The 13,319-nt window shown below is 39.2% G+C and carries 12 protein-coding genes; 6 read left to right on the top strand and 6 right to left on the bottom strand.

What is annotated here, in order from left to right; all coding sequences use genetic code 11:
* Positions 1-203 precede the first annotated feature (203 nt).
* Positions 204-2,246, top strand: coding sequence for a S9 family peptidase (locus MKX73_RS14285; RefSeq protein WP_340718022.1), 2,043 nt, complete (start codon positions 204-206; stop codon positions 2,244-2,246).
* Between the two features lie 64 nt (positions 2,247-2,310).
* On the opposite strand, the gene MKX73_RS14280 is transcribed toward MKX73_RS14285, so the two are convergent.
* The 3 genes from MKX73_RS14280 to MKX73_RS14270 all read right to left on the bottom strand — a co-directional run bounded on the left by MKX73_RS14280 (position 2,311) and on the right by MKX73_RS14270 (position 5,475).
* Positions 2,311-3,303 (bottom strand): GGDEF domain-containing protein, encoded by a 993-nt coding sequence (locus MKX73_RS14280; protein WP_340718021.1) that lies wholly within the window; start codon positions 3,301-3,303, stop codon positions 2,311-2,313.
* A gap of 161 nt (positions 3,304-3,464) precedes the next feature.
* Positions 3,465-4,130 (bottom strand): metal-dependent hydrolase, encoded by a 666-nt coding sequence (locus tag MKX73_RS14275; protein ID WP_340718020.1) that lies wholly within the window; start codon positions 4,128-4,130, stop codon positions 3,465-3,467.
* 172 nt (positions 4,131-4,302) lie between these two features.
* A complete protein-coding gene (locus tag MKX73_RS14270) occupies positions 4,303-5,475 on the bottom strand; it encodes an MDR family MFS transporter (RefSeq protein WP_340718019.1) in 1,173 nt (390 codons plus the stop codon).
* 148 nt (positions 5,476-5,623) lie between these two features.
* On the opposite strand from MKX73_RS14270, the gene MKX73_RS14265 reads away from it, so the two are divergent.
* The gene (locus MKX73_RS14265) at positions 5,624-6,877 is read left to right on the top strand and encodes an MFS transporter (RefSeq protein WP_340718018.1); all 1,254 of its coding nucleotides are present in this window, start codon (positions 5,624-5,626) and stop codon (positions 6,875-6,877) included.
* 4 nt (positions 6,878-6,881) lie between these two features.
* A complete protein-coding gene (locus MKX73_RS14260) occupies positions 6,882-8,168 on the top strand; it encodes an alkaline phosphatase family protein (protein WP_340718017.1) in 1,287 nt (428 codons plus the stop codon).
* Between the two features lie 105 nt (positions 8,169-8,273).
* On the opposite strand, the gene MKX73_RS14255 is transcribed toward MKX73_RS14260, so the two are convergent.
* The 3 genes from MKX73_RS14255 to MKX73_RS14245 all read right to left on the bottom strand — a co-directional run bounded on the left by MKX73_RS14255 (position 8,274) and on the right by MKX73_RS14245 (position 10,082).
* Entirely contained in the window at positions 8,274-8,660 is a 387-nt protein-coding gene (locus MKX73_RS14255) for a peptidylprolyl isomerase (protein WP_340718016.1), read from the bottom strand.
* 43 nt (positions 8,661-8,703) lie between these two features.
* Positions 8,704-9,357, bottom strand: a complete 654-nt coding sequence (locus MKX73_RS14250; RefSeq protein ID WP_340718015.1) for a DNA alkylation repair protein — start codon at positions 9,355-9,357, stop codon at positions 8,704-8,706.
* Between the two features lie 92 nt (positions 9,358-9,449).
* Positions 9,450-10,082: a hypothetical protein gene (locus MKX73_RS14245; RefSeq protein WP_340718014.1), complete on the bottom strand. Its 633-nt coding sequence runs from the start codon at positions 10,080-10,082 to the stop codon at positions 9,450-9,452.
* A 184-nt stretch (positions 10,083-10,266) separates the two neighbouring features.
* Here MKX73_RS14245 and MKX73_RS14240 point away from each other — a divergent pair, with 184 nt between their 5' ends.
* From MKX73_RS14240 to MKX73_RS14230, 3 genes are read left to right on the top strand one after another with little or no spacing between them, the layout of a single operon-like run.
* Complete coding sequence (locus MKX73_RS14240; protein WP_340718012.1) at positions 10,267-11,175, top strand: DoxX-like family protein; 909 nt, start codon at positions 10,267-10,269, stop codon at positions 11,173-11,175.
* Position 11,176: 1 nt separating this feature from the next.
* Positions 11,177-11,785 carry a DUF4166 domain-containing protein gene (locus MKX73_RS14235; protein ID WP_340718011.1) on the top strand — a complete coding sequence of 203 codons (609 nt, stop codon included), beginning with the start codon at positions 11,177-11,179 and terminating at the stop codon, positions 11,783-11,785.
* The gene (locus tag MKX73_RS14230) at positions 11,754-13,304 is read left to right on the top strand and encodes a YndJ family protein (RefSeq protein ID WP_340718010.1); all 1,551 of its coding nucleotides are present in this window, start codon (positions 11,754-11,756) and stop codon (positions 13,302-13,304) included. Before MKX73_RS14235 ends, MKX73_RS14230 begins: the two co-directional genes overlap by 32 nt.
* Positions 13,305-13,319 lie beyond the last annotated feature (15 nt).

Genomic DNA, 13,319 nt, shown 5'->3' with positions numbered 1-13,319 from the left:
GTGTATCCCAAAATTTAATAGATTTGAGCCATTGATTTTTACGGGTTATCCTTGTTTTACAAATATAACTCGTGAGTCAAAAAAGTCTTAATTATATAACATTTAATTTATAAATATACTTGCCAATCAATTAACACTAAATAAATGAAGGATTATAAATAAACTTATCGAAATTATATTGTGAAATAGAAAGGAGAATGGCATTGAATAAACTAGCAGTAAAGCAAATACCTCACACGTTTCAATTACATGGAGATGTTCGCCATGATGAATATTATTGGCTAAAAGATAAATCGAATCCGGAAGTCATTGCATACTTGGAAAAAGAAAACAGCTATTATGAAGAAGTCATGAAGCCGCTCAAAAATTTAACAACTGAACTATACGAAGCAATGGTGGCACGTATCCCTGCTTCAGAAACTCAGATCCCTATTCAGAGAGGGCCATATTTTTATTACTCTCGTTTAGAAAAAGAAAAACAATACCCTATTTATGCAAGAAAACGTGCAGCAAACCGATTGCAATTAGAATCTGCTGCTGAAGAAATCACTTTAGATGAAAATGTACTTGCGAATGGCGATGACTATTTAAGCGTTACCGTACAGCGGTATTCAGAGGATCACCATCATCTTGCGTACTTGGAAAATCGGGATGGTACAGACAGCTATACGCTATTTGTGAAGGATTTGCAAAGTGGTGAGTTGCTGAAAGATACCATTCCAAACGTTTATATATACAGCAGTGTTGAGTGGAGTAACTGCGGACAATTTATCTTTTATGTAAAACTAAATGAATTGCAGCGGCCATACCAGGTTTGGCGTCATGAAATGGGTACTGACTACACATCAGACGAACTTTTATATGAAGAAACAGACGTAACGTTCAATTTATATATTAATAAATCAAGAAGTGCACGCTTTATTTTCATCGTTTCTCAATCTACGACGACATCAGAGGTGCAAATTATCGATGCGGATGAGCCAGCAGCAGCTCCAAAGTTATTTGAAGCGCGTCGTGAAGGAATCGAATACGATGTAGAGCATTGGGAAAATGACCTTTTACTATTAACGAATGAAAATGCATTGAACTTCACATTGCTTCGCTGTTCGCTCGAAAACTTTAATGAGCGTACGGCCATTATTTCATACGATGAAAATCGGTTTATCGAAAATATTTATCCTTTTAAACGCCATATCTATGTAACAGGACGAGAAAATGGCCTGGAACAAGTCTGGCGAATCGAAGGAGATACACTTGTTCAGCTCAAATGGGATGAAGCTATTTATTCGGTTTCACTCGTTTCAGGTCAAGACTATGAAGCTTCGGAAGTTTTAGTGCAATATGAATCCTTTTTAACGCCGAAAACGATAATTCGTATTGATATTGAATCTGGTGAAAAGGAAATATTGCAGGAGGCAGCTGTTACCGGAGAATACGACCGAGGGCAATACGTACAGCGGCAAGTTTGGGCAACAGCAGCTGACGGTGTCAAAGTTCCTGTATTGCTCCACTACCAAAAGAATGCGCTCGACAATGGGCCGGCACCACTTATCTTGAATGCGTATGGCTCCTATGGTTATAGCAGCGACCCATTCTTTAGCGCGTATCGATTGCCCATCCTTGATAAAGGAGTAATCATGGCAGTTGCACAAGTGCGAGGAGGTTCAGAGCTGGGACGTACTTGGTATTTCGACGGGAAAATGCAGAAAAAACGCAATAGCTTTACCGACTTTATTGATGCGGCGAACTATCTGATCGATCAAGGCATTACAACTACTGAACTTATCGCAGCCCGTGGCGGTAGTGCTGGTGGTTTGCTGGTAGGGGCTGTAGCTAATATGGCAGGAGATCGTTTTAAAGTGATTGTTCCGGAAGTGCCGTTTGTAGATATTGTCACGACGATGCTGGATGATACAATTCCATTAACGACTTTAGAATGGGATGAATGGGGTAACCCGCAAAAAGATGCCGATTATTTCTATATGAAATCGTATAGCCCTTATGACAATGTAGAGGCCAAGCCGTACCCCCATATGTATATAACGACAGGGTTGAATGACCCGCGCGTCGGTTATTGGGAGCCGGCGAAATGGGTAGCTCGACTGCGCGAACTAAAAACAGATGACAATACGCTTGTATTAAAAACAAATATGGGTGCAGGCCACTTCGGTGCATCCGGCCGATTCAACCAGCTGCGTGAACTCGCTGAAGGTTACTCGTTTATATTAAGTAAATTCGGTTATTAATTTTACTGCAACTATAAGACAAAACGCCTCTTACCAAATAAAGAGGCGTTTTGTTAACTTTAGTTCATAGTAGTTCCACATGTTCCGAATATGAATCTTTCAATTTCTTCTCTTTGTACATTGCCCGATCCGACTCTTTAATCATGTCGTCTAAATTTGCATATGCAACTTCCGTTGTGTAATACCATCCAATACTTGCCGAAACATTAATAATATGCTGATCCAGAATCATCGGTTTCTCCAGCACAGATTTTATCCGTTCCTTAATCTTTTCCAAGATAGAATCATTAACATTAGCCGTTAAAATGACGAATTCATCTCCCCCTAACCGGCAAAGTAAATCCGTCTCCCTCAATACGCCATCTATCCGTAATACAATTATCCGTAATAATTGATCGCCAATTTCATGTCCGTAAGTATCATTTATTTTTTTGAAGCCGTTCATATCAAGGAACAATAAAGCTATTGAGTCGACATTCTCATGCTTCATTACATCAAACTTTTCCCTGAGCAATACACGGTTTGCGGCTCCTGTTAAAGAATCGTGGTAAGCCAGGTCCTGTAACTTGTCGTTGGCCTCCCTTACTTTAAGGATGAAAACAATGAGAAAAATGGTGATAAATATACCAAACAGTATTAAATAAATAAAATCTTCCTTGATGACATTCGGAAAAATTTCATCATGAAGATAAAAAAATGAATAGAATGTAAGAAACAGCGAAGCGGCCCCTGCCACCAAAACGGCCTTTATATGCTGATAAATGGCACTTAGCGGTAGGGCGAGCCACATAAAGAAATAATTTACTAAATACGGAGAATTATTAAGTAGATAATAAAAATAAAAATACATACTGCCGATCATTACATACATTGTAAATTTGGCATTCACTTTCCTATGAATCAGTAAAATCATGATGAGCCCAAATAGTCCAAAAAAGATTGCTGCAGGAAAAATACTCGCTATTCCTTCAATGAATATATTAATTATTATGTGTGTAAAGTAAAAAATACTTATCAATAGAAGTAATAATGAATTTCTATGATGCATTTCAATCATAATTCACCTTCCTCAAAAATCCGTATTGGGCATAATTATCTAAATTGTAATCATTTCCTTTATTATAGCTTATAGAAGATTTCAATGCAGTTGAATAATAATTAACTGAAAAAAGATCTTTCGACAGTTCCTTGAAACTGATGAAAGACCTTCTCTAAAAGCTATATTCGAATTTTAAATACTTTATTCGTAATCGGGGCAAGGAATTTAACCCCTTTTTTCGTCATCATATCACCTAAAATATGAGATAAATAAGCCATAGTCGAGATAATCGCTAAATTGTCAGCACCTGTACTTACTTCCAGCAGATGGGACATATATGCCCAAAAGATTACTGACCAAATTGTATGGGTAAACCCTCGATGCGGGAACCAGCCGGCTGCCCCAATGTATACAGCAAACAAAACGAGCCACCAAAGTTCATCGGTAACCGCATAATAAAGAAGGAATAAACTTAGAATAGTCATTAAAATATTTTTAAGCGTTTCCTGACTTCTCATGGACATTGCAATAATAATTGCGCCTAATGCTAAAAACAGCAGTTTATTTTGTTGGGTAAACCAGTCACCATCCAAAAAAGGCAAAAGATTTACGTAGGCTGCCAAGGAAAGAATCATGATGATTCCGCCGACAAATTGACCGCCTTTTTTTATTTGCCTCGCCGTTTTCGTTACATGTTTATTCAACAGATTGTTTCCGTCCAGATCCGGAGCAAGCGAAGCCACCGCGGATACTGCTAAAACGACCGGGATCATCTCCGGTGCCTGACTGACAGATGCCACGGTCCCGATTCCTAAACCAATTGTTAAATGTGTTCGACCTTTCATGTTGTCACCTCTTTGTTGTAAAGTCTTGAAGCGGAATTTACCGCGCATTTCCTATGTATTCAAAGTGTTCATTGTATATAACGAAATTCCATTTATCAAGTTTTTTTATTAAAGTAGCCTGCTTCACTTTATGTGCAGCCCTTTTGTTTTATACTTACCGATCGTTCCTCTATCACATCAGCCTTTGAGCTCGGTTGTATATAAAAATACTGCAAAGCATGATTAATGAAATAATCGCAAACATATAATCTATATAAACCGTCAACAGCCAGCCCCCGATAATCGGTCCGATAAATCCTCCGATATTTTTAAACTGCGACGCACCAAGATATGTCCCCTTCTGATCCTCAGGTGCAATCTCCTCAATAACTGCATTCATCATCGGAAAGCTGAAAATCTCACCGACCGAAAACACAATCATACCCGCAATGAACATCCAGGAACTGTCGGAAACACCAAACAGAAATAATCCGACTGCAAAAATGACGACGCCGATTTTCAGCGAACTGTAAATTGAAATTTTTTCACTTAAAACAGTTAATGGCAGCTGAAAAGCCAGTACTGTAATGGAATTCGCGACAATCACATAGGAAAAGAGCTTCACCCCATCCTCCACATTCATATTAATGAATTGCGGAAGTGTCGAATTGAACTGGGAATATCCGACCGTAACCAAAATACCTCCCGCAATAAACAGCAACAGCTTCTGATCTTGGAAAACCGCTTGTAATAATGTTTTGATTTGCTGGTTTGAACTAAGTCTTTTTTGCTTCATTTCATAACGGTTTAACACAACGATTAAAAATAAACCATACAACGCATACATAATACCGGTAATCATAAACGGTGTTGCCGGACTTGATAAGCTTGCGACCCATACACCGAGTAATGGTCCCATAACAGCCGCAATATTAATGGCCGTGTAACGCACGGAAAATAAACGTCTTTTCTTTGCATCTTCCGTAAAATCAATCATCAGTGCTTGAGTACCCGGTTCAAAAAATGAGCGGCATAGCCCATTCACCGCATTCAATACGACAAAGTAAACAGCAGAAGGAGCTAACGCAAACCCGACAAATGTAAGACACCATATAAAAACCGTAATAATGATAACCGTTTTTCGTCCAAAACGATCGGTTAAATAACCGCCGATTAATCCGCCGAATGTTGAAAACAGAGGGGCAATCCCAATTGTAATTCCGATTAGTAAAGGCGAGGCCTGAAGTTCATTATGTAAATATAAAGCTAAAAACGGGATTGCCATAAAACTCGCAGTCCGTACAAAAATCGTACCACTTAATATGATCCATACAAGTGGATGAAAATAGTTGAAAATCCTTGCCATAGCCCGCCTCCTGAAAAATTTAGAGATAACTTCCATTATACAGAGTTTGCGTAAAGAATATTTCTTTAATATGAAATTTCTGTATGGTTTTACTTATCAATTTCAAGATAATGGTATAATGACTGAAAATAGTAGGTTGGGAGGTTTTATGTTAGTGAAACTGACAAAAGAAGAAAAGTCCTGGATTTTATACGACTGCGGAAATTCGGCTTATTCCATTGCGATCACTACCGCCCTTTTCCCCATTGTCTTCGGGATGTTCCAAGGTGTGAACAACATGGATTTAGGCTATTTCAATTCACTTGCCAGTATAATTGTCGCTGTTCTAAGTCCTATTTTAGGAGCCTTTGCTGACTATAAGGACAAGAAAAAACGTTTCTTCATCTTTTTTGCGTTAGTCGGAATTATTTCAACTCTTTCCTTTACATTTATTTCACCGGATAGCGGACAATGGCAGCTTTTGATCGTCATGTACATTCTTTCATGTATCGGTTTTGCCGGCACCAATATTTTCTATGATTCTTTCCTGGTCGATGTAACGACAGATGAGAAGATGGATAAAGTATCATCAGCCGGCTTTGCTTTCGGCTACATTTCAAGTGTCATTCCATTTGGGATTAGTTTAGTCGTCATCTTAATTATGGGGATGGATGCAGCGATCGGTTATCAAATCGGATTTTGCATTACCGCGCTATGGTGGGGATTACTGACGATTCCGATGATTAAAGATGTCAAACAGCGCCACTATATAGAACCCGAACCGAATCCGATCGGCAATAGTTTCAAACGCTTAGGTCAAACCTTCTTAAATATTAAAGACTATAAAATAGTATTCATGTTTTTAATCGCCTATTTCTGCTATATCGATGGTGTCGATACAATTATAAAAATGGTTGTTCCGTACGCGACAAGCGTTTTAGGCTCCGACGGGCTGAATACGTTTATGCTATTGGCCATTCTGCTTGTTATTCAGATTGTAGCGTTTCCTTTTGCACTGCTCTATGGATCGCTTGCAAAAAAATATTCGACACGGGCATTAATTATTGTCGGGATTACGACGTATATGATTGCCTGTATCGCAGCATTTTTCATTTCGGAACTGTGGCATATCTTTATTTTAGGGATTATGATTGGATCTGCACAAGGCGGGATTCAGGCGCTCAGCCGTTCCTATTACGGGAAAATTATTCCGAAAGAACGCTCCAATGAATTTTTCGGTTTCTATAATATTTTCGGGAAGTTTGCTGCGATTATCGGTCCTTTTTTAATGGCACTGACAACAACGATGACCGGTGATGCCAGATACAGTATTTTATCAATTATCCCTCTATTCATCATCGGGCTTATTGTCTTTTTAATGCTCCCGAAAGATGCGCACGAACAAACTAAGTTAGCAGGGTGATCTAATGCAGAAAATAAGTAATCATGTAATTGTCATTTCATATGATGCCTTTTCCAAAGATAATTGGGAAAGTGCTGCATCAAAACCGAATTTAGCAAAACTGATCGAACGAGGGGCATCCACAAATTTACTGAAAAGTGTTTACCCTACCCTCACCTATGTCATCCACAGTTCTTATGTGACGGGTGTTTATCCGGACCGGCACGGGGTTTTCCATAATAATCCGTTCCAGCCGTTCGTGCCTGAAAACGATCAAAACTGGCACTGGTTCCGCAGTGATATCCAAGTTCCAACCGTTTATGAAGCAGCACGAAAAAAAGGACTCACAACAGCCGGTCTTTTGTGGCCGGTATCGGGAAAAGCGGATATTAAATATAATATCCCTGAAATAAAAGCGGTCAAAAATGAAAACCAGGCATTAAAAATACTGAAAAGCGGCAGTAAGTTGTTTACGATGCAAATGGAGCTGAAGTATGGAAAAGTTCGGCAAGGGATTCAGCAGCCTTATTTGGATGACTTCACAACGTTATGTGCAGCAGATACGATTAAAAAGAAAAAGCCGAACCTGCTTTTAATGCACTTAATTGACCTCGATGATTCGAAGCATTTACATGGAACAAAAGGACCTCATATTGAAGAAGTTATTGAACGGATGGACCGGCGGATCGGAGAACTCGTCCAGGCGACAAAAGATGCGGGGATTTATGAAGAAACATCTTTTATAATCGTCGGGGATCATAGTCAGCTCGATGTTCAGTACAAAGTGTATTTGAACCGGATTTTATACGATGAAGGCCTCATTTATGAAGAAAATGGCAAATGGCATTGGCGCGCATATGTTCAAGGTGCAGGTGGTTCCGCTTATTTACATGTACAGCCAGATGATACGGAAGCAGAACAAATTGCCCTTAAAATTTTGCGGGATGCTGCAAGGAAAGAATCTTACGGAATCGAAGCCATTTTAAGTACGGAGGAATTGAAGAAATTTCATGTAGCCAGTACATTCCGCTATATGATTGAAGCAAAAGAAGGCTATGCTTTTGAAGATGACCATTTACAGGAAGCTGTTGTGGACTTACATACACTCGGCAAAAAGTATGCGACACACGGCTTTTCCCCAAACAAGCCCGATTATACGAGCAACCTGATTATTTCGGGCAACGGTGTTATCGCCGGTTCAGACATTGGCGAAGCCTGTGTCATTGATATCGGTCCGACCATTGCGCATATTCTGGATTTGGACTTTGGAAATACCGATGGCAAAGCATTGACTGAAATTTTTAAGCGATAATAGAGCCAGGAAATCTTCTTCAAAAAAATTGTATTGAAAATCCCTTTTGAATGATCAGGCTCAAAAGGGATTTTTTTTTGCAGAATTTTTTAATGATAACCCCACCTAAAAACCTATGGAATTATCAATAGGTGTATCTTGGCCATTTATTTTTACATTAATTGTGTCAAATTGTGCGTCACCACGTGTAATTTTATAAACGTATTGTATTAACTCGCTATTTCCTCCGTTTTCGGTATCCAATTTTATATCTAATATGTCTTCTCTCTCTTCCAGTTCAGCTGTTACTGTTCCTGCAGATTGAAAAATAATGTACTTCACATCAGTTTTACTGTCATTAACTATCTGCAATGTATAATCGGTATCAATAGAATCAATACTCTCCTGTACTTTTGGAGGAATCTTATGCACTTCAGTAATACTCAATTCTGATGAGCTACAAGCTGCTAATACTATTGCTAAAACAAACATTAATGAGAATAGTTTTCTCAAGCTAACTCCCCTTCCTTGATTCACCAATAACGAACAACGAAAACTAGCCATTTTGTCTTTTGTTCACTTCAATCGCAATGAACTCCGGCAAATAGCTTGGCGTACATCCTTTTGCTACTTTGTCATCTTTGTAAAGACCTATATTTTTACCGAGTTCAATACAACGTGCACGATACTTTTCATCATATACACCGATCCAGCCCGCAGTGAGATTCATAGCCCATTGGACTTCCGGTTCTTCTTTTTTAATTTTTGCTTCTATTTTTGAAAGTAAGTCTGCTGTGTTATCTGGCGGTGTTTGTCCAGTCCATCTCAGTCTCGTCTGATAATACCAGAAAGTCCGCCTTTGCAGAACAGAACTGCTATTTTCCCATGACTCCATCAAGTCAATTGTTTTCTTGCCTTTCATAAGCTGATTTGCCATTAACCAATCCATTAAATTATTTCGCTCATCAAAAGGGTGTGTCTGCATATCCTGATCAAGTATAGTTAGCACCTCTTGTGATAGAAGTATTTTGTCCATAATTAAAATTGCCAATAATCTAGGTAAATACGCTCCAGTTGACCACAGTTCCATTGCTAATTCATGATCCTTTTTTATATCCTTGGCGATTTTGCGTAAGTCGCCTAGCTTAGTTTTACTATTGATCTGAAGTAGAATGCTATCTGCTTTTGAATAGCGATTATTTTCATTCATTTTATACAGCTCCTATACTAAAGAATGGTTTCTTATTAAAAAGAACCAAGCATATTGGTTATATTCAATAGGTTTGGTTCAAAAAATTTCGTCTATGATTTCTTTTTCGGAAATAGTGTATACGATAATGTAATGACAAAATCAATGGCAAGAATAATTAGCCATACCTGACTGAATTTATTGATCCCTTCATTGTCAAATGGGAAATTTCCGCTCTCGTCATCAAACCACATTCCGAAAAAATCACTCAGTGGTATTTGCTGTAAACTGTCTGAAAAGCCAACTCCAATAGCAAATCCTATATGAACAATGATAAAAACGACGAAATGTAACGCAAATTGCTTCCATTCTTGTATTGCATAGGCCTTCCCATACAGTTTAACAGGTTGGAGTGATTTATCGATCGGTTCCCCACGTTTATTAGCCACCCACCTTTTAATAAAGGCATCGAGCTTTTTAAAGTCGGATTTCCCGAATGTCATCGCGTACACAATAACGATGACGATGATAATTTGATAAATCGAAAATTCACCTGTTCGCTGATAATCGAAATAAGCCAAAAGTGCAATCCATAAATCATTCAGGATAAAAATAATAAAGACGAGTAAGCTCAGCTTGTTCAGTTGAAACCAGTAGCGCAACAGCAAAAAAGCAATCGCACATACCCAGAAAACAACTTCGGCAGTAATAAGGAAAAACCACTTATAATCCAAAATAAAGTCCATTGCTTCCTCCTTTAAAATTGGTTACTTAAACACTATCCTTTATTATAATACTTAATAATGTAAGAGATTAACATTTATTCCGCAAATTCATTCACTTTAAATTCTGACTGATCACAGAAGAAATATTAAGGTATGATGAATGAGTACAATATATTTTTATATTTTGATAGAGGAGCTGAATGTATTGAAGAAAAATCCGATTTATGTGGAAACCGTAATAGACAGCTCGATTGAAGAAGTATGGCATTATACACAGCAGCCCGACCTTCATGAACAATGGGATTTACGTTTCACATCCATCACCTACAATGAAAAACAGCATGAGGACGCGCCTCAAACTTTTACATATACAACTAAAATAATGCCGGGCCTGTCAGTAGCGGGTTGGGGTGAAAGTAAAGGTACACATGAAAAGGCAAGTGGTATAAAAACCTCCTCACTCCATTTCGGGACACCGCAACTCATTTCCCCGATCAAGGAAGGACGCGGCTACTGGCAATATATCCCGAATGGGGACCGTGTAACCTTTCTGACCCAGTATGACTATGACGTCCGGTTCGGTCGATTCGGGCAATTATTTGATTTGCTGTTCCGCCCTGTTATCGGCTGGGCAACTGCATTAAGTTTCAATGTCCTGGCGAGATGGATTGAAACCGGCGAAAAACCGGCAACCCAATATCGAAGATTTTTCAGCTATTATTTACTGTGCTTCCTATTCAGTTTCATTTGGCTCTATCAAGGTCTCATTCCGAAAGTGCTGATGAAGCATCCGCTTGAAATTGATATGCTGATGGAACTGTCACCGCTAACGTTTGGTCAAGCATCAACGGCTATTATTTGGGTAGGTATTTTGGAAATGATGATCGGATTACTCTTTTTAGTCCCGAAATTGCAACCACTGCTGCTAAAAGCACAAATTTTATTATTCCCATTGCTTACATTAAGCGCAATTATAGCTGCGCCTTCAGTTGCAACCGCACCATTTAATGTTGTTACCTTCAACATTGGCTTATGGATTGCTTCAATAGTCGCATTACTGCTGGCAAAAGAATTACCGACAGCAAAATTCTGCAAACGAAAAAGAGGTGCTTAATATGATCTACGAAACATTGCTGGCAGAAAACTTTAACAGACTGCACCCAAAACTGCAGGAAAGGTATCGCCTCCCATTAGGACAGCCTTTTCATGCACAAGGAACAATGCAAGTTATTCATTCAGGACCATGTTTTTTACGACCGATGTATCATTTGTTTACGAAAACAAACTTCCTTTTTCCCGAGTACGGCGAGGAAATACCTTTTACAATAACGAATACCGCAAGAATGAACAATGAAAAGGAAGCCGAAGTCTATTGGGAGCGTACTTTCCATTTCCCACAGGCAACACGTAAGTTCAATGCAACGATGACTGTCGATCTGGAACGGCAAATCGTAAAGGATTATTTAGGGGATCCGGCATTGTTCTACTCGGATTTACAAATGGATGTTACAAAGGACGGTTTCTTAATGATCCGCTCTTCAGAACAGCGTGTCGTTATCGGTCGGAAAGAAGTTGGCTTGCCAAAGAAACTGACAGGCCGAGTTGTTGTAACGGAAGGGTATGACGATACGAAGGATATGTATACGATACATGTCTCCATCTATAATGACCTCATTGGAAGGATGATGATGTATGCTGGTCAATTTACGCCATGTGCTCAGTAGGCCATTAACAATCATTGGCATTGTCTGTATGATCTGGCTTCTGTTATTTAACGAACAGACATCTATGTATTATTATTTGACGCTGGCTCAACTTCTCTTTGTACCCGTCATGGTGGAACAGCTGGTTTCACTGAGAAACTGGCAAAGACTTATTATAGCAACCGGACAGCTTGCAGTTACTGTACTGTATTTCACGCAAAATGATTTCCTCATTCTGCTTTGTGTACTTACCTACTTACTAAGTACGCTTATCGTTGCCTCCCATGGGGTCAACCGGTTTTTGCGAAGAGGCTTTGTCAATACAGCTGAAATAATGATCGATATCGGTCTAGTTTATATTGTGATGGGTGCACTGTGGTTTTTGGCATTCCATCTTCAGTTCGATACAGGATTCAGTCCGATTATTACATGGCTGACCGCTATTCATTTTCATTATTCCGCCTTTCTGCTATGCATTACAGTCGGATTGATTGGACGTCTTCATATGACCCGCTATTACAAGTTTTGCTGCGCGGTTATCGCTGCAGGACCAATGTTAGTAGCTGTCGGAATCACCTTCTCAAGAATCGTTGAAATCATTTCGGTTAGCTTATATGTACTCGCCATTTTCAGCATTAGCTTTTTTGTTATGAAATGGCCATTGCCGCGTGTGCAGCGTCTGTTCATTCGCCTGGCATTTCTGACATTATGCTTTACAATAATTTGGTCGTTTTTATACGCATACAGCAATTTAACAGGAACGAATCTTGTAGACATTCCGGATATGCTGAACTTCCACGGGCTTTTAAATTGTTTAGGATTTGGAATCTCTGTAGTGATCGCTTGGAGCTTATTGCTGCCGTCGTCAAAGCACCTCGACTATACATTCCCGATAAGCGGAATCCGCGGGCGATTTTCACCAACAAACAAACCGTCACAAGGACTGGTAGATGATATGTCATCATATATCAATAAAGAAGCAATTCCTGAACTTGTTAGTGCGTTTTATGAACGTACTACACAATTTGAATTAAAAGCGTCTGTTCAATGGGCTACATGGTTTAAACCTTTTGCTTTTGTGTATCAGTTCATTAGCAGGAAATTGGGACAGCTGAATTTACCGTTTTCTTCAAAAACGATTGTGATGGACGGAGAAATCTGGCAAGTTGATCCGCAACAAGATGGCCGGGAAAAACCGCGCGTCTGGCAAAGATCAATCAATGGTGACCCGGTATTCAATGCCATCTACTCAAAGCATCATGATGCATCCAATACCTATATGAATATCGCTTTGCCTCTGCCCTTCTCTTCGATGCACGGTATACTGCAGCTTTCCGTAAAAGACCGCGCACTGTACTTAACAAGTGATGGACAAGGCGATGCCGGTACATATTTGGCGATCGGATTCTATGTATTCAAACTTCCGTTACATGAGTATTTTGTGATTATGGAACAAAAAGGAACCCTTACCGCAACCCATCAGATGACACTATTTGGTATAACGTTTTTACATATTGATTATCAAATACGGAAAAAATAAAAACACCCGGCTCTT

It is taken from the genome of Solibacillus sp. FSL W7-1436 (genome assembly GCF_038007305.1).
In the GTDB taxonomy this organism is placed as follows: domain Bacteria; phylum Bacillota; class Bacilli; order Bacillales_A; family Planococcaceae; genus Solibacillus.
This window is presented reverse-complemented; position numbering and strand designations above follow the sequence as displayed.